General features: G+C 67.0%; 16 protein-coding genes. 11 read left to right on the top strand and 5 right to left on the bottom strand.

Features of this window, described 5'->3' with window-relative positions:
• Both GO615_RS24680 and GO615_RS24675 read left to right on the top strand, forming a co-directional pair.
• A partial coding sequence (locus tag GO615_RS24680) for a calcium-binding protein (protein ID WP_281358752.1) occupies nucleotides 1-1,931 on the top strand: 1,931 nt, incomplete at its 5' end.
• Between the two features lie 226 nt (nucleotides 1,932-2,157).
• On the top strand, nucleotides 2,158-4,200 hold the full coding sequence (locus GO615_RS24675) for a helicase-related protein (protein WP_169132518.1): 2,043 nt from the start codon (nucleotides 2,158-2,160) through the stop codon (nucleotides 4,198-4,200).
• A 36-nt stretch (nucleotides 4,201-4,236) separates the two neighbouring features.
• Here the strand turns inward: GO615_RS24675 and GO615_RS24670 are convergent, their stop codons facing one another.
• Nucleotides 4,237-5,145: a ketopantoate reductase family protein gene (locus tag GO615_RS24670; RefSeq protein ID WP_169132517.1), complete on the bottom strand. Its 909-nt coding sequence runs from the start codon at nucleotides 5,143-5,145 to the stop codon at nucleotides 4,237-4,239.
• A 380-nt stretch (nucleotides 5,146-5,525) separates the two neighbouring features.
• Between GO615_RS24670 and GO615_RS24665 the strand changes: the two genes are divergently transcribed.
• Nucleotides 5,526-6,818, top strand: a complete 1,293-nt coding sequence (locus tag GO615_RS24665) for a DUF1615 domain-containing protein (protein WP_246262446.1) — start codon at nucleotides 5,526-5,528, stop codon at nucleotides 6,816-6,818.
• A gap of 43 nt (nucleotides 6,819-6,861) precedes the next feature.
• Here the strand turns inward: GO615_RS24665 and GO615_RS24660 are convergent, their stop codons facing one another.
• Together GO615_RS24660 and aliA are read right to left on the bottom strand one after the other, a co-directional pair.
• Nucleotides 6,862-7,656, bottom strand: a complete 795-nt coding sequence (locus GO615_RS24660; RefSeq protein ID WP_422614281.1) for an enoyl-CoA hydratase — start codon at nucleotides 7,654-7,656, stop codon at nucleotides 6,862-6,864.
• Entirely contained in the window at nucleotides 7,656-9,287 is a 1,632-nt protein-coding gene (gene aliA, locus GO615_RS24655) for a cyclohexanecarboxylate-CoA ligase (RefSeq protein WP_169132515.1), read from the bottom strand. Before aliA ends, GO615_RS24660 begins: the two co-directional genes overlap by 1 nt.
• 432 nt (nucleotides 9,288-9,719) lie before the next feature.
• Here aliA and aliB point away from each other — a divergent pair, with 432 nt between their 5' ends.
• A complete protein-coding gene (gene aliB, locus GO615_RS24650) occupies nucleotides 9,720-10,868 on the top strand; it encodes a cyclohexanecarboxyl-CoA dehydrogenase (protein ID WP_169132514.1) in 1,149 nt (382 codons plus the stop codon).
• On the opposite strand, the gene GO615_RS24645 is transcribed toward aliB, so the two are convergent.
• Complete coding sequence (locus tag GO615_RS24645; protein ID WP_169132513.1) at nucleotides 10,865-11,335, bottom strand: MarR family winged helix-turn-helix transcriptional regulator; 471 nt, start codon at nucleotides 11,333-11,335, stop codon at nucleotides 10,865-10,867. The genes aliB and GO615_RS24645 overlap by 4 nt on opposite strands.
• A gap of 99 nt (nucleotides 11,336-11,434) precedes the next feature.
• Between GO615_RS24645 and badH the strand changes: the two genes are divergently transcribed.
• From badH to GO615_RS24625, 4 genes are all read left to right on the top strand, one after another.
• Entirely contained in the window at nucleotides 11,435-12,202 is a 768-nt protein-coding gene (badH, locus tag GO615_RS24640; RefSeq protein ID WP_169132512.1) for a 2-hydroxycyclohexanecarboxyl-CoA dehydrogenase, read from the top strand.
• A 198-nt stretch (nucleotides 12,203-12,400) separates the two neighbouring features.
• Nucleotides 12,401-13,183 carry a 2-ketocyclohexanecarboxyl-CoA hydrolase gene (gene badI / locus GO615_RS24635; RefSeq protein ID WP_169132511.1) on the top strand — a complete coding sequence of 261 codons (783 nt, stop codon included), beginning with the start codon at nucleotides 12,401-12,403 and terminating at the stop codon, nucleotides 13,181-13,183.
• Nucleotides 13,184-13,355: 172 nt separating this feature from the next.
• Nucleotides 13,356-14,510 carry an acyl-CoA dehydrogenase family protein gene (locus GO615_RS24630; protein ID WP_169132510.1) on the top strand — a complete coding sequence of 385 codons (1,155 nt, stop codon included), beginning with the start codon at nucleotides 13,356-13,358 and terminating at the stop codon, nucleotides 14,508-14,510.
• Nucleotides 14,507-15,247 carry a nitroreductase gene (locus GO615_RS24625; protein ID WP_169132509.1) on the top strand — a complete coding sequence of 247 codons (741 nt, stop codon included), beginning with the start codon at nucleotides 14,507-14,509 and terminating at the stop codon, nucleotides 15,245-15,247. Before GO615_RS24630 ends, GO615_RS24625 begins: the two co-directional genes overlap by 4 nt.
• A gap of 124 nt (nucleotides 15,248-15,371) precedes the next feature.
• On the opposite strand, the gene paaY is transcribed toward GO615_RS24625, so the two are convergent.
• A complete protein-coding gene (gene paaY, locus GO615_RS24620; RefSeq protein ID WP_169132508.1) occupies nucleotides 15,372-15,986 on the bottom strand; it encodes a phenylacetic acid degradation protein PaaY in 615 nt (204 codons plus the stop codon).
• 212 nt (nucleotides 15,987-16,198) lie between these two features.
• On the opposite strand from paaY, the gene GO615_RS24615 reads away from it, so the two are divergent.
• From GO615_RS24615 to GO615_RS24605, 3 genes are read left to right on the top strand one after another with little or no spacing between them, the layout of a single operon-like run.
• Entirely contained in the window at nucleotides 16,199-16,969 is a 771-nt protein-coding gene (locus GO615_RS24615) for an enoyl-CoA hydratase (protein WP_169132507.1), read from the top strand.
• Nucleotides 16,970-16,972: 3 nt separating this feature from the next.
• Complete coding sequence (locus tag GO615_RS24610; protein WP_169132506.1) at nucleotides 16,973-18,493, top strand: 3-hydroxyacyl-CoA dehydrogenase; 1,521 nt, start codon at nucleotides 16,973-16,975, stop codon at nucleotides 18,491-18,493.
• A 29-nt stretch (nucleotides 18,494-18,522) separates the two neighbouring features.
• A complete protein-coding gene (locus GO615_RS24605) occupies nucleotides 18,523-19,734 on the top strand; it encodes a 3-oxoadipyl-CoA thiolase (protein ID WP_169132505.1) in 1,212 nt (403 codons plus the stop codon).
• Nucleotides 19,735-19,990: the final 256 nt, after the last annotated feature.

Below are 19,990 nucleotides of genomic sequence, written 5' to 3'. Positions count from 1 at the left end.
TGTCGGTGCAGGGCATCGATGCTGCGCAGGTGCGCCTGGTGGCGGACATGGCGACGGGCGACCTGCTGATCCGCGCGGCCAGCGGCGAGGAGATGCGCATCGTCGGCCAGGTCAGCGGCGGCATGGGGATCGAGCAGATCGTGTTCGCCGACGGCACGACGTGGGGCTCGCAGGAGATCGCCAACGCGACCGCCGAGTTCCGCGGCACCGAGGGCAACGACGTGCTGATGGGCACGCAGCGCGGCGACTGGATGGATGGCGGCGCCGGTGACGACGAGCTGGTCGGCATGGACGGTGGCGACACCTACGTGATGTCGAGCGGCGGCGGCAACGACCGGGTGGTCGACTACGGTGCGCCGTGGGACGCGGATACCGTGTCGGTGCAGGGCATCGATGCCGCGCAGGTGCGCCTGGTGGCGGACATGGCGACGGGCGACCTGCTGATCCGTGCGGCCAGCGGCGAGGAGATGCGCATCGTCGGTCAGTTCAGCGGCGGCATGGGCATCGAGCAGATCGTGTTCGCCGACGGCACGACGTGGGGCTCGCAGGAGATCGCCAACGCGACGGCCGAGTTCCGCGGCACCGAGGGCAACGACGTGCTGATGGGCACGCAGCGCGGCGACTGGATGGATGGCGGCGCGGGCGATGACGAGCTGGTCGGCATGGACGGTGGCGACACCTACGTGATGTCGAGCGGCGGCGGTCACGACCGGGTGGTCGACTACGGTGCGCCGTGGGACGTGGACACGGTGTCGGTGCAGGGCATCGATGCTGCGCAGGTGCGCCTGGTGGCGGACATGGCGACGGGCGACCTGCTGATCCGCGCGGCCAGCGGCGAGGAGATGCGCATCGTCGGCCAGGTCAGCGGCGGCATGGGCATCGAGCAGATCGTGTTCGCCGACGGCACGACGTGGGGCTCGCAGAAGATCGCCAACGCGACGGCCGAGTTCCATGGCACCGAGGGCAACGACGTGCTGACGGGCACGCAGTACGGCGACTGGATCGACGGCGGCGCGGGCGACGACCAGCTGGCTGGTGACTGGGGCGATGACGTGCTGATCGGCGGGGCCGGTGCCGACGTTCTGCAGGGCGGGCAAGGTTCCGACATCTACGATGTGGACAATGCCGGCGACAAGGTTGTCGAGGTCGACGCGAACACGGTGACCGGCGGGGTCGATACCGTCCGCAGCCACCTGTCCTCCTATACCCTGGGCGCAAACATCGAGAACGGCGCGATACTTGCGTCGGGCAACGCCAACCTTACCGGCAATGCACTGAACAACGTGATCGCAGCGGGCACCTTCAACAACGTGATCGACGGGGGCAAGGGCGTCGACACGGTGAGCTACGCAGAGGCCAATGCCGGAGTGAGCGTGAGCCTGAACACGACCCGTGCCCAGGTTACGGGCGGAAGCGGCTCCGACACGCTGCTGCGGGTGGAGAATCTCGCAGGATCGGCATTCGGCGACAAGCTGACCGGCAACGGCGCATCCAACCTTCTCGAGGGGGGCGCGGGTAATGATTACCTGGCGGGCCTGGGGGGGATCGACGTCCTGTCGGGCGGCGCGGGCGATGACGTGCTGGTCGGTGGCCTGGGGGCTGATCGGCTGACCGGCGGTGAGGGGCGCGACGTGTTCGACTTCAACGCGCTGACCGAGACCGGGACGAACAGCACGACCTGGGACCTGATCACCGATTTCGAAGCCGGTTTCGACCTTCTGGACCTGTCCTCGCTGGATGCCAACCAGGCCACGTCGGCCAACGACGGGTTCTCCGAGATGCTGGCAGCCGGTGCGTCGTTTACCCAGGCTGGGCAGCTCATGTATTCCAACGGCGTCTTGTACGGGAATACGGACGGCGATGCGGCGGCCGAGTTCGCCATTGGTCTGTCCGGGGCGCCGGAGCTGACGATGTCGGATATCGTGATTTAACCCCGCAAGCGGGCGTGGAGTACCAATCCACGCAGTGAGTCGGGCGGCGGCAACGGGGCGTGCGAATTTGCCTCTTGCCGCCGCCTGTTTTTTTCCGATAAAGAAGCCTCGTTGGCCGCTCCACCGGGCGCGGAGCGAAGCGCCGGGTATGCTGTGCCGAGGGGCGGGGTTTGAAAAGGGCTTCAGGCATGAGACCCTCCACGCTTTAGTGGCTGGAATCCCTCAATTGGAAGAGAACTTCTTCATCGACCCCGAAGCCGTCGTGCCAGCGGAGGACGATGCCGAGAACGACGACGCGCTGCTCGACGTTGCCCGCGAGCTCCATCAGTGGCTACAGAGCTTCAACGCGCGCCTTGTACACAACGAGGGTGCGGTGGCGATCGAGGTCTCCGGCGAGGTCGAGGCCGGCGGGCGGCGTTACCCTTACCGGCTGGTGCCGGAGCGCTGTGTACTGGCGCGGGTGCAGAAGTGGCGCAAGCTGCCCGAGGAGAAACACCTCGCACTGGTGCGCGAGCGGCTGCACATGTCGTCGGTGGCCGAGTTCGAGGCCGATGTGCGTGCCTTCGTTGCCGGTGTGCTGCAGCGGGCTCAGGCCGAAGGGCTGGATGCCTCGCGTTTCCTGCGTGCGCTGGAAACCGGCAAGGAGCTGGCGAGCCGGCGTTTTCGCATCGTCGAGGACCGGCTCGCGGAGGCGGCCGTGCGCCGCCGCGCGGAGACGCTGGCCGAGGCCGCGCGCGATACGGTCAAGCTGACGCGCTATCCGGAGTCCTTCGAGACGGCGTTCATGATGCGGCGCCGTTTCGTCGCGATTCTCGGGCCGACCAACTCGGGCAAGACGCACCAGGCGATGGAGGCGCTGGCGAAGGCCGCGACCGGCGTGTATCTCGCGCCACTGCGCCTGCTCGCGCTGGAAAACTACGAGCGCCTGGCCGATCGTGGCGTCGCGGTGAGCCTTGTCACCGGCGAGGAGCGGCGCATCACGCCCGGCGCGACGCATGTCGCGAGCACCATCGAGATGCTCGACACCTCGCGTCCGGTGGAAGTCGCAGTGATCGACGAGATCCAGATGCTGGAGGATCTCGAGCGCGGCTCGGCGTGGACCGCCGCGGTGTGCGGGGCCGCCGCGAAGACGGTATTCCTGCTCGGCGCGCTGTCGGCGCGTCCGGCGGTGGAGGCGCTCGCCGAGCGCCTCGGCTGCGAGCTGGAGGTGCGAACGCTCGAACGCAAGTCGCCGCTGGAGATGGCGCCGCGTGCGGTCGGCAACATCGGGCAGTTGCGCCGCGGCGACGCGGTGATCGCGTTCTCGCGCCGCGACGTGCTGAACTGGGCGACCAACATTGCCGAGGCCGGGTTCCGCGTCGCGACGATCTACGGCAACCTCTCGCCCGAGGTGCGGCGTGCGCAGGCGCAGCGCTTCCGTGACGGCGAGGCCGACATCGTCGTCGCGACTGACGCGATCGGGATGGGACTCAACCTGCCCGTGGCGCGGGTCGTGTTCTCCACCGCGAAGAAGTTCGACGGCATCTCGGAGGACATCCTGCCGCCCTGGCTCACGCACCAGATCGCCGGACGGGCAGGGCGCTTCGGCCTGCACGAGGCGGGCCTCGTCGCGGGTTTCGACGATCACACGCACCGCATCGTCGGGCGACTGATGAACACGGGAGCCGATCCGTTGTCGAGCCGGGGCTTCTATGTGACGCCCTCGCTGCACCACCTCAAGAGCATCTCGGCGGCGACCGGCGAGCGCGCGCTCGCGCGCCTGCTGGAGCTCTTCTCGCGCAACATCGACCTCACCGACGATTTCTTCCTGCCGGGGGACCTGACCGAGCAGATCGAGCGCGCGCGCTGGCTCGATTCCTTGCCCTTGTCGCTGGAGCATCGCTTCACGCTGTCACTGGTGCCTATATCGACCCGCGTGGAATCGCTGAACCAGGCGTGGCAGGAATGGGCGCGTGCGCTTTCGAAGGAGCGGACCTCGCACCTGTCGATCGAGCCGGTGGGGGCAGGGCGCTACGCCCTGCAGGCAGCCGAGGATGCGTGCAAGAAATACTCCGCCTACGCGTGGCTCGGCTATCGCCTGCCCGATCATTACCCCGACGCGGAAGTGGCTGTCGCGCTGGCGCGCAGCATGTCGGAGACGGTCGACGACATGCTTGCGCGCCAGCATGGACGACGGCGGGCTTCGCGAAGCCGGGGCGGTGGCCGCGGCAAGCCTCACAGGGAAGGCACTGCGCAGCGCAAATCGGGCGGCCGTCCGCCGCGACGCTGATCCGGCCGGGCAGGGCGTACGGGGCTGGCTGTGACGTCAGGCCACTCTTGCGTCGGCGGCACGTTCCTCGAGCAGCTTCACCAGGCTGTAGAGCACGCGATTGACCGGTGTCGCGACGCCCAATTCCTTGCCGCGGCGCAGCACGAAGCCGTTCAGGTGGTCGATCTCGCTGCGCTTGCCGCGCGCGAGATCCTGGGCTGTCGAGGAGAACTGCATCGGCATCGTCTGCGCAATCCGCTGCACTGCTGCCCAGCAGTCGCCTGGCACGGTGATGCCTTCCGCCCACGCCAGGTCCAGGCATTCCTGCACCGCGTCGCGCATGACGTCCTCGACGGCATCCCCGGCGACCAGGCGGCCGTAGGGCAACTGCGTGATCGCCGACAGTGCGTTGTAGGCGCAGTTGAGGATCAACTTGGCCCACAGCGCGCCGACGACGTTTTCCGAGACTTCGACGGGCACGCCTGCAGCACCGAAGAGTTCCACCAGGCGGCCGGATGCGTCGGACGGGCCGATCACGAGCTCGCCACGGCCGTGATGTTTCACATGGCCGGGACCCGCCATCTCGGTCGCAACATAGACGACCGCGGCGCCGACCTCGCGTCCGAGCAGGGCCTGCAGCCGCTCGGCGTTGTCCACACCGTTTTGCAGGCTGAGAACGATCGCCTCGGGGGCGAGGTGCGGCGCCATCTCGGCTGCTGCGGTCGCGGTGTCGGTGGATTTCACGCAGCACAGAACGAGCTGTGTGCCGCGCACGCCCTCCGCACCAGTGCTTGCCTTGACCGGCACGCGTACCTGGAAGTCGCGCGTGTCGAGCAGGAGGCCGTCGCGCGTCACGGCTTCCACGTGCGCCGGCCGGCCGACCAGTATGACCTCGTGACCCGCGCGCGCCAGCATTCCGCCGTAGTAGCAGCCGACCGCGCCGGCACCCATCACTGCAATTCTCATGAGCCTCCCTCCGTTGTGTCGGTGGCGCTCGCGGAACGTGAACCGGTGAAACGGCGTCCGCGGCAAGATGGACATGTTAGCCCCATGCTGCGCGGTGGGCACGAATCGGCTGTTCGCCAGGGATGCTTGCGAGGGGGCGCGATGTGCGGATGTATCGATGTGCAGAGCGTTTTCGGAGTGCGCCGCCTCGCTCCGGTGCGGTTAAGGCGCCGCTTGCCGCTGGCCGGAAGGGCGGTCGCGAAAAAGCGGGGAAGCGCGCGGCGCAATCTGATAGTGTTCCGTTCCGCACTGCGAGCCCCGGCAGGAGTCCGCGTTCCGTGCATGCTGCCGCGTCCGCAACGCATCGGATGACGCGGCCCGATTCCCATTCGCACTCATCGATGAATACGCAGCGCATCTCCCGAGTCATCCCCGTCGTTTCCGTCCTTGCCGCCGTTCTCGGCGGATGCGCCGCCCTCTCCGAGCCGCCGGCGGTGCAGGCACCTGCACCGGTCGAGATGCGACTGCCCGACACTCTTCCATCGACCCCCATGCCCCCGGCGCAGGGCCCGGTGCCGGCAGTCCCGGGGGAGGGTAGATTCGTGCCGGGCTTCCCGCCGCGCGTGCAGGAGCAGGACGCACGCAGGTTCGTCTATGCCTTGCTTCCGCCCGGTGTCACGCGTGAGCGGGAGGAATGGGCCGCGGACATCGTCTCGGCGTTCATGGGTTTGCGTCTGGTTCCGAGCGCGGAAAACTTCTGCGCGTCGATCGCGGTCATCGAGCAGGAGTCGAGCTTCCAGGCGGATCCGGTGGTCCCCGGCTTGTCGAAGATCGTATGGCGCGAGATCGAAACTCGCCGCAAACGCTACCTGATCCCGAAGATGGCGCTGGACGCCGCGCTGTCCCAGCCGTCCCGTAATGGCAAGACCTATCGCCAGCGCATCAATGCGCTGAAGACCGAGCGCCAGATGAGCATCCTCTACGGTGACATCATCGACGAGCTGCCCGGCGGCAAGCTGTTGCTGAGTGGATACAACCCGGTGCGCACCGGCGGACCGATGCAGGTCAGCGTCGCCTTCGCGGAGGCGCATGCACGGGAGAAACCCTACGCCGGGGCGACAAACGGCAAGGTGCGGGGGGCGGTGTTCACGCGCCGCGGCGGCGTGTACTTCGGTATCGCGCACCTCCTAGATTACCCGGTTTCGTACAGCAGCCGCCTTTACCGTTTCGCCGACTTCAATGCCGGCCATTACGCGAGCCGCAACGCGGCCTTCCAGCTCGCCCTGGGCAAACTCGCCGGTCAGAAGCTGGTGCCGGACGGCGATCTGCTGCGCTACGAGGACGGCCGCCCGAGCGCCGTGGCGAGCGCGACGCAGAAGGCCGCATCGAGGATTTCGCGGCGCTTGCGCCTGAACGAGGTGGAGATCGAGGCTGCGCTGCGTCAGGAGAAGGAGGAGTCCTTCGGCCGGACGAAGCTCTATCAGCGGGTCTATGCGCTCGCGGACGAAATGGCGGGGAGGGCGGTGCCGCGCGAGGCCTTGCCGCAGATCCGCCTGAAGAGCCCGAAGATCACCAGCAAGATCACGACGGGCTGGTTTGCCGACCGGGTGAATACGCGCTATCGCTCGTGCATGAACCGCGCTGCCGCGGTGCCCGATCTGCAGCCGGCGTGGTCGAACGGCACCAGGCTGTAGGCGGCTGGCCCGCGCCGGTCGGGCGCGGGGCCGGCGCTGGTGCCTAGCGGTCCGCGAAACGCGGGGCGCGCTTCTCGACGAAGGCCGCCATGCCTTCCTTCTGATCCGCGAGCCCGAAGGTCGCGTGCAGCGTGCGTCGCTCGAACAGCAGGCCTTCGTTGAGCGGCCCTTCGAAGGCACGGTTGACCGTTTCCTTCATCATCATGAGCACCGGGAGCGAGAACTCCGCGATCTTCGCGGCGGCCGCGAGCGCTTCGTCGAGCACGCTCTCGGGCGGGAAGAGGCGCGCAACGAGCCCGCTGCGCTCGGCTTCCTGCGCGTCCATCAGGCGACCGGTCAGGCACAGGTCCATCGCCTTGGTCTTGCCCACCGCGCGTGGCAGACGCTGCGTGCCGCCGGCGCCGGGGATGGTGCCGATCCGGATTTCCGGCTGGCCGAAGCGCGCATTATCCGCCGCGAAGACGATGTCGCACATCATCGCCAGTTCGCATCCGCCGCCCAGGGCGACGCCCGACACGGCGGCGATCGTGGGCTTGCGGAAGGTCTTGAGGCGTTCCCAGTTGCGCGTGATGAAGTCGCCCTTGTACGCGTCCATGTAGTCCATCGCGCGCATCGCGGCGATGTCCGCCCCCGCTGCGAAGGCCTTCTCGGAACCCGTCAGTACGACGCACGCGATACCTGGGTCGGCCTCGAAGCGGTCGAGCGCCGCGCCGATTCCGCTCATCACGTCGTCGTTGAGCGCGTTGAAGACTTCCGGCCGATTGATGCGGATGAGGCCGACCTTGCCGCGCGTTTCGGTGACGACCACCGAGTCCATCTTGTCGTCTGCCGTCGCCATCACTGCTCCACGGTGAAGGATCTGGCGGCTTCGCGCAGCTTGAACTTTTGCAGCTTGCCGGCCGGCGTGCGCGGCAGGTCCTCGACGATCTCGAGGCGCTCGGGGTAGTACTGCTTCGCGACCTGCTGCCTGTCGAGATACGCGGTCATGTCCTCGAAGCTGAACGTGCAGCCGGGCTTCAGTGATACGAAGGCGCAGACGCGCTCGCCCAGGCGCCGGTCCGGGTAGCCGACGACCGCGACGGTGGTGATCGACGGATGCCGGTAGAGCAGGTTCTCGATCTCGACGACGGGGATGTTCTCGCCGCCGCGGATCACGATGTCCTTGCTGCGGCCGTTGATGCGGATGTAGCCCTCGTCGTCCTGATAGGCCATGTCACCCGTGTCGAACCAGCCGTCGGTGGTGACGCCATTGAGCCGTGGACGCTTGAGATAGCCGGCGAAGAGCGACGAGCCGCGGATCAGCAGCTCGCCCGTCTCGCCCGCCGACAGTTCGGCGCCGTCCGGACCCACGATGCGGACCTCGATGCCGGGGAGCGAGCGCCCGTCGGAGACCCCCGATTTTTCGAGCGCGCGCGCCGGTTCTGTCACCGTCACGGCGCCGCACTCGGTCATGCCCCAGGCGGAGCAGACGGTCAGACCCATGATGTCCCACGCCCGCTGGATCACGACCGGGGGAATCGGCGCGCCAGCGCAGTTGAACTTCGCGAATTGCGGCGAAACCGGCGAACCCGCCTCGACCGCCGCGCACAGGTCGGATACGAAGGCAGCGGAGGCCATGCTGAAGGTCACGCCTTCGTCGCGGACGATCTGCAGCGCGCGCGGCGCGTCCCAGATTTCCTGCAGGACCGTCGTGGCGTTAAGCAGCACCGGCAACATTGCGAGATAGCCATAGCCGGTGAGGTGCGCCATTGGCGAGGCCCCGAGGATGATGTCCGCCGGGCTCAGCTCCATCGTCGAGATGTAGGCGTGCAGGTTCGAGAAAAGCGTGTTCGAAGTGTGCATCACGCCTTTCGGCTCGCCGGTGGTGCCGGAGGTGTACATGAGTAGCGACACGTCGTCGGGTGCGAGGCCGGGGCCGGACAGAAGCGGTGGCGTGTCCTCACGCAGAAGCAGGCGGTCGAAGCTGTCATCGCCGTCGCCATCGACGACCACGACCTGCTTCAGATGCGGCAGGCTCGGCTGCAGCTCGCGCGCCATCGCGGCGTGGTCGAACTTGCGGAACACGGTGGGGACCACGAAGACCTTCGATTCGGCGAAGTTCAGCATGTAGCTGAGCTCGTGCTGCCGGAAGATCGGCATCACCGGGTTCGCCGCCGCGCCGATGCGCGCGCAGGCGAGCGCCAGCGCGACGAACTCCCAGCGGTTGGGCAGCTGGAAGGTGACGACGTCACTGCGACCGACGCCGAGCGCGACGAGACCGCGGGCGATGAGGTCGACGCGGCGGTCCAGCTCGCGATAGCTCAGGCGGACGGGCTCCGGCTGGCCGTCGCGATAGCCGACGACGGCCAGCTTCTCGGGGCAGTTTTCGAGCGCACGCCGGAAATGCACGTCGATCGTCTCGTCGCGCCAAAGGCCGGCAGCCTTCATCGAGGCCATACGGTCGGCCAGCAGGACCGGGTCGAAATTCATGTCTTCTCTCCTCACACTGCGGGATCCCCGCGCAAGCTTACGTCATGTAGTGCGAGACCCGGGCCCCATTGATCGGACCATTTCCCGCGGGGAAGTGGATGTGGCGCTGAACAGCGCCTGCATCTCCCCGCGGTCCCTGATCCAGGGACGCGTCTCTCTCCTTGATCTCGGCCCCGGCGTTTACCGGCGGCGACGCAAAGCTATTCTCTCGAGGTCGATAAGTCAATAGATTGCTAAAACGTTGCGACGAGAGATCTGCAGCTGCAGATTGCGGCAATCGGACAAAAACCTATTACTGGCTGTACAAGAGGCTTGACACGACTTCTTTGCGATCTTTATGGCTAGCCGTGCAAATGATTAGATACGTAAAGATATTGACACAAAAGTTTCCGGATCCCTAGAATGCGCAAAACCTACCAAGGAGGAGCAGCGATGGATTTCAGTCTCAGCCCCGAGCAGCAGGCGCTCGTCGATACAGCAAGCCGTTATGCCCGCGAGCGTCTCGCTCCTGGCTACAAGGCGCGTGAAAAGGCCGAGCGCATCGAGCGCGAGGTGATCCGCGAGATGGGCGAACTCGGTTTTCTCGGGCCTGAGCTGTCGGAGGCGCACGGCGGACTGGGCGTCGATTGCGTGACCAGCGGCCTGCTGCTGGAGCAAATCTCGTACGGCGACTTCAATGTCTCGTACGTGAACCTCCTCACCTCGCTGTGCGGCCAGATCGTCGCCAGCTACGCACGGCCGGACATCGCGAAGGAATGGCTGGGCCAGGTCATCGCCGGCAAGAGGGCGATCGCCATCGCGCTGACCGAACCGAGCGCGGGCTCGGACGCGGCGCGCCTCAAACTGAAGGCGACGCGCGACGGCGATGTGTGGGTGCTCAACGGCGAGAAGACCTCGATCTCGATGGCGACGCAGGCGGACGTGGCGGTGGTCTTCGCCCGCACCGGAACCGAGGCCGACCGCGCCCGCGGCATCAGCGCCTTCCTCGTGCCGATGGATCTGCCGGGCATCACCCGCACGGCCTTCGACGACATCGGCACGCGCCCAGTGGGCCGCGGCTCGATCTTTTTCGACGACGTGCGCGTGCCCGCCGAAATGATGCTCGGCGACGAGGGCAAGGGCTTCGTGCAGGTGATGCAGGGCTTCGACTACAGCCGCGCGCTGATCGGCATCCAGTGCATGGGCGTGGTGCGCGCCTCGCTCGACGAGACCTGGCGCTACGTTCAGGAACGCGAAGCCTTCGGCAAGAAGATCGGCGACTTCCAGGGCGTGACCTTCCCGCTCGCGGAGGCCGAGACGATGTACGAAGCCTGCCGCGCGCTATGCCTGAAGACGTTGTGGCTGAAGGACCAGGGGCTGGAACACACGGCCGAGGCGGCGATGTGCAAGTGGTGGGCGCCCAAGGTGGCGTGCGAAATCATCCACCAGTGCCTGCTCACGCACGGCCACGGCGGCTACGCGAGCGACTACGACTTCGGTCAGCGCTATCGCGACGTCATGGGCCTGCAGATCGGCGACGGCACCGCGAACATCATGAAGATGATCATCGGCCGCGAGAAGATCGCGGCCCACCAGGTTTAAAGCTTCGCCATGTTCCGCTGCAGGAGGCTCACGTAATGGATGAACTGCAGGCGGTCGTCGAACGAGAAGCCTTTCAGTGCCTGGTCGTAGAAGTCGTGGATGGGATCGGCGAGCTTGACCCACAGCTCCTCGCCCTTGGGACTGAGCCTGACCTTTACGGAACGGCGGTCTTCCTCGCTGGTGGCGCGTTCGATCAGGCCGTCGCGTTCGAGGCGGGTGAGGATACCCGACAGGTTCTGCCGGCTGACGAGCAGGAAGCGCGACAGCTCGCCGACGCCCATGCCTTCCTTGGCCTTCGGGCGGGAGAGGGCGCCGAGGACGGACCACTGCTGGGTCGTCACGCCGAACTCGTCGAGGGCTTGGGTGCCCTTGGTGTGCAGCGTGTTCGCGGCCTGGAAGAAACGGAAGAACAGCCGGTTGCTGATCTCCATCGTGGCGAGGTCCTTGGCTGCGGAAAGGTCTTTCATCGGGGCGTCATGTCGTTTGCGAACGGCGCCCATTGAAGCGCAAAGCAGGGCCCGGACGCAACGGGCCGAATTGATGGTTACCCAACAGGAGGAAGCAAAATGAGAGGTCTGGAAGGCAAGGTCGTGATCGTGACGGGTGGTGCCGGTGGCATCGGTTCCGCAATCTGCCGCCGCTTCGGCGAGGAGCGCGCCAGCGTCGCGGTATTCGACATCAACCGTGAAGCGGCCGAAGCCATCGCGGCGGAAATCCGGTCTGCCGGTGGCAAGGCACGCGCCTATCCGGTCGAACTGACGAGCCAGGATTCCGTGATCACTGCGGTGACCGCCGCGGAAAGCGAGCTCGGCCCGATCGACGTGCTGGTGAACAACGCCGGCTGGGACAAGGCCGGCAACTTCCTCGATACCGAAAAGCCGCTGTGGGACAAGATCGTCGCGATCAACCTCTACGGCGCGCTGTACATGCACCATGCTGTCGTCAAGGGCATGCGCGATCGTGGCCGCGGCCGGGTGATCAACGTCGCGTCCGACGCCGGCCGCGTCGGGTCGTCCGGCGAGGCGGTGTACTCCTTCTGCAAGGGCGGCCTGATCTCGTTCTCGAAGACGATGGCCCGCGAACTCGCCCGCCAGCAGATCAACATCAACGTCGTGTGCCCCGGCCCGACCGATACCCCGCTGCTCGACGACATCTGCGGTGAAGGCGAGCGCGGCGAGAAGCTGCGCACCGCCTTCACCCGCGCGGTGCCCTTCGGCCGCCTCGGCCAGCCGGGCGACCTGCCGGGCGCGGTGGCCTTCCTCGCGAGTGATGACGCCGCGTTCATCACTGGTCAGGTGATGAGTGTGTCGGGTGGTCTGACGATGGCGGGTTAAGCCCCGAAGAACACACTGCGGTCAATTACGTGAAATCAGGCTGAGCGCGGCACGGAATTCCTCCCCCTTCAAGGGGGAGGTTAGGAGGGGGATGGGTTTCGGCGACGTGCGCTTAACCCATCCCCACCCCAGCCCTCCCCTTGAAGGGGAGGGAGCCACAGTGCCTTGCCAGCGCCCCCACATCTCAAGGAGCACACCATGGAATACCAGGACATTCTCTACACCAAGCAGGACGGCATCGCTACGATCATGATCAACCGCCCCGCGCAGTACAACGCGTTCCGCGCCCAGACCTGCGAGGAAATGATCCACGCGCTGAAGGACGCCGACTTCGACCGCAGCATCGGCGTGGTCGTGCTGACCGGCGCCGGCGACAAGGCCTTCTGCACCGGCGGCGACCAGGGCACGCAGGACGGCGGCTACGGCGGCCGCGGCACGATCGGCCTGCCGATCGAGGAAGTGCAGAGCGCGATCCGCGACATCGCCAAGCCCGTGATCGCCCGCGTAAATGGCTACGCGATCGGCGGCGGCAACGTGCTCGTCACCATTTGCGACCTCGCGATCGCCTCCGACAAGGCCCAGCTCGGTCAGGCGGGCCCGCGTGTCGGCTCGGTCGACCCCGGTTTCGGCACTGCGCTGCTGGCACGCGTCGTCGGCGAGAAGAAGGCGCGCGAGATCTGGTACCTGTGCCGCCGCTACACCGCACAGGAAGCCCTGGCGATGGGCCTCCTCAACGCCGTCGTGCCGCACGACCAGCTCGACGCCGAAGTGAAGAAGTGGTGCGACGAGATCGTCGAGAAGAGCCCGACCGCGATCGCGCTGGCGAAGAAGTCGTTCAACGTCGATACCGAGATGATCCGCGGCATGGGCGGCCTGGCGATGCACGCGCTCAAGCTCTACTACGAGACGGCCGAGTCGGCCGAAGGCGGCAATGCCTTCCGCGAGAAGCGCAAGCCCGAATTCCGCAAGCACCAGAAGTAAGCAGCCAGCGGATGCGTAGGGCGGGAGGAGCCGAAGGCGGATCCCGCCATGGGCGCGCAGGGCGGCATCCCGACTGTTGTCTGGCGGAATGCGCTGCGCTACTCCCGCCCTACGTCCGACCAATCGCCGAATTGGCCAACAAGCACAACGCAACACCGGAGAGGGAAACGACATGATCCGCGACCAGGAGACACTCAACATTCTTCTCGACACGATCTCGCGCTTCGTGCGCGAGTGCCTCGTGCCGCAGGAGGCGCACGTCGCCGAGACCGACCAGATCCCGGCGGAGCTCGTCGCCGAAATGAAGGAGCTGGGACTCTTCGGCCTGTCGATTCCCGAGGAATTCGGGGGCATGGGGCTGACGATGGAGGAGGAGGTCCTCGCGACCTTCGAGATCGGCCAGACCTCGCCGTGCTTCCGTTCGCTGTTCGCTACCAACAACGGCATCGGCGCCCAGGGCATCGTCATCGACGGCACGCCGGAGCAGAAGCGCGATTACCTGCCGCGCATCGCGTCCGGCGAACTCATCGGCTCTTTTGCACTCACCGAGCCGGATGCAGGTTCGGATGCCGGCAGCCTGCGCACGACGGCCAGGCGCGACGGGGACTTCTACGTGCTGAACGGCACCAAGCGCTACATCACGAACGCCCCCGAGGCAGGCATTTTCACGGTGATGGCGCGCACCAACCCCGAGAAGAAGGGGCCGCATGGAATTTCCGCGTTCATCGTCGAGAAGGGTACGCCGGGCCTGTCGCTCGGACCGATCGACAAGAAGATGGGTCAGAAGGGAGCACACACCTGCGATGTGATCTTCGAGGACTGCCGCATCCCCGCCGCCAACCTGATCGGCGGCAAGGAAGAGGTCGGCTTCAAGACCGCGATGAAGGTGCTCGACAAGGGGCGCATCAACATCGCCGCGATCTGCGTCGGCGTCTCCGAGCGCATGTTGGCCGATGCACTGCGCTACGCAATGGAGCGCAAGCAGTTCGGCAAGCCGATTGCCGAGTTCCAGCTGATCCAGGCGATGCTGGCTGACAGCAAGGCCGAGGTCTATGCCGCGCGCAGCATGGTCATCGACGCCGCCCGCAAGCGCGACCAGGGGCTGGATGTCGGCACCGAAGCCGCATGCGCCAAGCTCTTCGCTTCTGAAATGTGCTGCCGCGTCGCGGACCGCGCGGTGCAGATCTTCGGCGGCGCCGGGTATCTGTCGGAATACGGCATCGAGCGCTTCTACCGCGACGTGCGCCTGTTCCGCATCTTCGAGGGCACGAGCCAGATCCAGCAGCTCGTGATCGCCCGCAACATGATCAAGGCAGCAGGCGAATGAACGCGCGCGTGCGGGAAGATCCGGTGGTGTCCTTCGGGGGCGACGAGGCGGCGCTGGACTGGCTGATCTCGCGCCGCCGCTCGGTCCGCGCCTTCCTGCCCGTGTCCGTCGATACGGGCACGATCGAGGACCTGCTGCGGGTCGCCGCGCGCGCGCCTTCGGGCAACAACATCCAGCCCTGGCGCGTGCACGTCGTGACCGGCGAGAACCTCGAGAGGCTCGTTGACGGTGTGTGCGCGGCCTTCGACCAGGGCGAGGCCGGTCACGTCGCCGAGTACGGGTATTACCCCGCCGAGTTCTTCGAACCTTATCTCGGGCGGCGCCGCCGCAGCGGCTGGGGCCTGTACGCCCGCCTCGGCATCGAGAAGGGCGACCGGGAACGGATGCAGGTTCAGACGCGGCGCAACTTCCGCTTCTTCGACGCCCCGGTCGGACTCGTCTTCACGATCGACCGTCGCCTCGGGCAAGGGAGCTGGATCGACTACGGCATGTTCCTGCAGAACGTGATGCTGGCAGCCGAGGCGCGCGGGCTTTCGACCTGCGCACAGGCCGCGTGGATCCCGTATCACAAGATCATCGCCGAGGTGCTTGGCTTCGGCGAACACGAGCAACTTCTATGCGGCATGGCGCTCGGCTATGCCGACCTCGATGCGCCCGAGAACGCGCTCGTGACCGAGCGCGCGCCGCTGTCGGAATTCGTGGTCTTGCACGGCGAGGCCGCCGTTGCCGAACTTTAAGGTTTTTCAGCGGGCCGCCTTTGCTGAGCGTCCCGCCTCCGGTGCAGTTCGTCCTGCTCCCTTCTCCCAAACTCGCCGGAGTTCAGGCCGGCTCGACGTCATCGCGTCGAGCCGGATTTTTTCCTCACCCTCTTTGCTTCTGCTCGCTGAGCGGCACGATCTCGGGCATCACGATGCGCTTGCGTCCCGGTTCCACCGCCGTCAGCGCGTCGGTCTCCTCCATCGTCGCGAGGCAGCGCACCGTGAGGTTCTGGTAGATCCCCGTCCCGCGCACCTTCCACGCCATCTCCTGTTCGCTCAGCGCGCGCACGACCTTGGCCGGCACGCCGGCTACCAGCGAATTGGCCGGCACTTCCATGCCCGCCTTCACGAAGCTGCACGCGGCGACGAAGCTGTTCTCGCCGATCACCGCGTTGTCCATCACCACGGCGTTCATGCCGACCAACGCATTGCGCTTGATCGTGCAGCAGTGCAGCACGGCGCCGTGGCCGATGTGCCCGTTCTCTTCGACCACCGTGTCGTGCTCGGGAAAGCTGTGGATCACGCAGGTGTCCTGCACGTTGACGCCCGCCTGCAGGATCAGGCGCCCGAAGTCGCCGCGCAGGCTCGCACAGGGGCCGACATAGCAACCGGGGCCGACGATCACGTCGCCGATCAGCACGGCGGTCGGATGCACGTAGGCCGTCGGGTCGACCACCGGCACGACGCCGTCGATTGCAAATACGCGGGGAGTGTTCATCGAAGCTCCTTGTTCGCCCGGCGTGGGCTCGTGGGGTGGGGTGGATCCGGTGTTCTTGTTTCGGCGTCATGCGTTGCATCACGCCTTGAAGGCATTATATTGCCCGGCAAGTTCGATTCTAGGGGTTTATCCCTTCGCGGAAAAGCAGTATCGTGCATTTCCCAACACATTCAGAAGAACGGTTCGCAGTGCGGACCCAAGGAGAGAGCGAGATGGAAGCAGTAGTGGTCGAACGACCGAGTCCCCAGGTTGCGGTCGTGCGCATGAACCGGCCGGAGGCGCGCAACGCCTTGAACCAGCAGGTGCGCAAGGAACTGGCCGAACACTTCACCGCGCTCGGGCGCGACCCCGAGGTGCGCGCCATCGTGCTGACCGGCGGTGACAAGTACTTTGCCGCCGGCGCCGACCTGCGCGAAATGGTCGAGGCCGGTGCGATCGAGATCATGCTGCGCAACACCCATCTCCTGTGGGGCGCGATCGCGAGCTGCCCGAAGCCGGTGATCGCCGCGGTGAATGGTTTCGCGTGGGGCGGCGGCTGCGAGCTCGCGATGCACGCCGACATCGTCGTTGCGGGCGAGGGCGCGTCCTTCTGCCAGCCCGAGGTCAAGGTCGGGATCATGCCCGGCGCCGGCGGCACCCAGCGCCTGGCGCGCGCGGTAGGCAAATTCAAGGCGATGAAGATGGTGCTGAGCGGGCAACCGGTGAGCGGGCGCGAGGCGGGCGAGATGGGCCTCGCCAGCGAGGTCGTGCCGGATGCCGACGTGCAGTCGCGCGCGATGGAGCTCGCAACGCAGATCGCCGCGCTCCCGCCGCTTGCGATCACTCAGATCAAGGAAGTGCTGCTCGCGGGGCAGGATGCCTCGCTCGATGCTGCGCTGATGCTCGAGCGCAAGGCCTTCCAGTTGCTGTTCGCAAGCCGTGACCAGAAGGAAGGCATGCAGGCCTTCTTCGACAAGCGTCCGGCTGGTTTCGAGGGGGTTTGAGCGATGTTCGATGCAATGCGGAATGACCTGACGCTGGGTGTCGTCGGCACCGGCCTGATGGGGCGCGGGATCGCGCAGATTGCCGTGCAGGCGGGTGTGGCGGTGCGGCTTTTCGACACGCGCGCCGGTGCGGCAGCCGAAGCCTGCGACGCGGTGGGCGGCATGCTTGCGAAGCTCGCCGAGAAGGGCAAGATCGACGCGGCGGACGCACGTGCCGCGACCGAACGCATGACCGTGGCCGCGAGCCTCGCTGAACTCGCCGGTTGCGATGTCGTGGTCGAGGCGATCGTCGAGAACCTCGACGCGAAGCGCGGCCTGTTCCGCGACCTGGAAGAGGTCGTGTCGGACGACTGTGTGCTGGCGACCAACACCTCCTCGCTGTCGGTGACCTCGATTGCGGCAGCCTGCCGCCGTCCGGAACGGGTCGCGGGTCTGCACTTCTTCAGCCCCGTACCGCTGATGAAGGTCGTCGAGATCATCGACGGCGTGCGCGGCGACCGCGCCGTCGGCGACGCCCTGATCGCGCTCGCTCGCCGCATGGGCCATACGCCGGTGCGCGCCTCCGACACGCCGGGCTTCATCGTCAATCACGCCGGGCGCGGCTATCTCACCGAGTCGCTGCGCGTGCTCGGCGAAGGCATCACGGACTTCGCGACGCTGGACCGCATCCTCAAGGAGTCCGTCGGCTTCCGCATGGGGCCGTGCGAGCTGCTCGACCTCACCGGGCTTGATGTCTCGCATCCGGTGATGGAGTCGATCTACGACCAGTACTACCAGGAGCCGCGCTTCCGCCCTTCGCCGATCACGCGGCAGCGACTCGCGGGCGGACTGCTGGGGCGCAAGAGCGGGCAGGGCTTCTACGTGTACAAGGATGGCAGCGCCGAGCCGGTCGCGATGCCGTCGGTGCCGGCCGTCGCACCGCAGCCGCTGTGGGTGAGCCGGCGTGATGCTGCACTCCACGCACGCGTCGTGGCGGCGCTGGAAGCGCAGGGCGTCGCGCTAGACCGCGGCGATCGTCCGGCCGATGGCTCGGTGTGCATCGTGCTGCCGGTCGGCACCGACGCGACCACCTGCGCGCTTGCCGAAGGGCTGGACGCGAAGCGCACGCTGGCGCTCGACCCGCTGTTCGTCGAGAAGCATCTGACGCTGATGACAACACCGGTGACGGCAGCGGAAGCGCGCGATGCCGCGTGGGCCGCGCTCGCCGCCGGGGGCAGGACGGTGTCCGTCGTACGCGACAGCGCCGGTCTCGTCGCGCAGCGTGTCGTTGCCACCATCGTCAATATCGGCTGCGACATCGCGCAGCAGCGCGTCGCATCGCCCGAGGACATCGACTCGGCCGTGCGTCTGGGCCTCGGCTACCCGAAGGGTCCGCTCGCGCTGGGCGATTCACTCGGCGCTGCGGCCATCCTCGCGATTCTCGACGGCATGCACGAGTTCTACCGCGACCCGCGCTATCGCCCCAGCCCCTGGCTCACCCGCCGCGCGCGCCTCGGCGTGTCGCTGACGACGCCTGACAACTGACAGGCACAACCTTCACCAAAGGAGATTCCATGCTCGACGCCTACCTCTACGCCGGTCTGCGTTCCCCGATCGGCCGCCACGCCGGGTCGCTCGCGCCGGTCCGCCCGGACGACCTCGTCGCGACGGTGATCCGCGAAGTCGTTGAACGTTCGCCCTTCGCGGCGGCGGATATCGAGGACGTGGTCCTCGGCTGCGCCGCGCAGGCCGGCGAGGATTCGCGCAACGTCGCCCGCCACGCAGCGCTGCTCGCGGGCCTGCCGACCCACATCGCCGGCCAGACCGTGAACCGCCTGTGCGGCAGCGGCCTCGCCGCGGTGCTGGACACGGCGCGCGCGATCACCGCCGGGGAGGGCGACTTGTACGTTGCCGGTGGCGTCGAGAGCATGAGCCGCGCGCCCTTCGTCGTAGCGAAGGCCGAATCGGCGTACAGCCGCGACTTCAAGGTGTTCGACACGACCATCGGCGCACGCTTCCCCAACCCGAAGATCGTCGAGCAGTTCGGCAACGACAGCATGCCGGAGACGGGCGACAACGTCGCCGCCGAGTTTGGCATCTCGCGCGAGGACTCCGACCGTTTCGCCGCCGCGTCGCAGGCGAAGTACGCCGCCGCGAAGGAAGCCGGTTTCTACGCCGGCGAGATCCTGCCGATCTCGGTGCCGACTGGCCGCAAGACTCCGCCGCTGGTGGTCGCCGAGGACGAGCATCCGCGCCCCGAGTCGACCTACGAATCGCTGGCGAAACTGAAGTCGCTGTTCCCGAACGGCGTCGTGACGGCCGGCAACGCCTCCGGCATCAACGACGGTGCGGCGGCGCTGCTGATCGGCAGCAAGGCTGCGGGCGAGAAGGCCGGTGCGAAGCCGATGGCGCGCATCCTCGCCGGTGCGGTTGCGGGCGTCGAGCCGCGCATCATGGGTGTCGGTCCCGCCTACGCGATCCCGAAGGCGATCGCACGCGCCGGGCTCACGCTCGCCGACATGGACGTCATCGAGATCAACGAGGCCTTCGCGCCGCAGGTGCTGAGCTGCTTGAAGCTGATGGGTGTCGCGTTCGACGATCCGCGCGTGAATCCCAATGGCGGCGCGATCGCGATCGGCCACCCGCTCGGTGCGTCGGGTGCCCGCATTGCGCTCTCGGCTGCGCGCGAGCTGGAGCGGCGCAAGGGCCGCTATGCGGTGGTCAGCCTGTGCATTGGCGTCGGCCACGGCATCGCGCTGGTGATCGAGCGCGTCGCTGGCGAGTGAGCGTGGCACCGATCGCCTCCCGCTCGACGGTGACCAAGCTTCCCGTAGGGCGGGAGGAGCCGAAGGCGCATCCCGCCACGCGCCCGTGGAGCACGCCCCCGGCGGCGATGGCGGGATGCGCTTCGCTCCTCCCGCCCTTGTATTGTGTTGTTGTGCAGCACCGGTTGCATTTCCGGTCGTTGCGCCGGGCCGTCGTAAGGAGCGCGTAGCGCGACTGAAGACGGCCCGGCGCGGCGGCGATGGCCGGGATGGCATG

It is taken from the genome of Aromatoleum evansii (genome assembly GCF_012910805.1).
In the GTDB taxonomy this organism is placed as follows: Bacteria; Pseudomonadota; Gammaproteobacteria; order Burkholderiales; family Rhodocyclaceae; genus Aromatoleum; species Aromatoleum evansii.
Note: the sequence above shows the minus strand (reverse complement) of the source record. Positions and strands in the feature narration are given on the sequence as shown.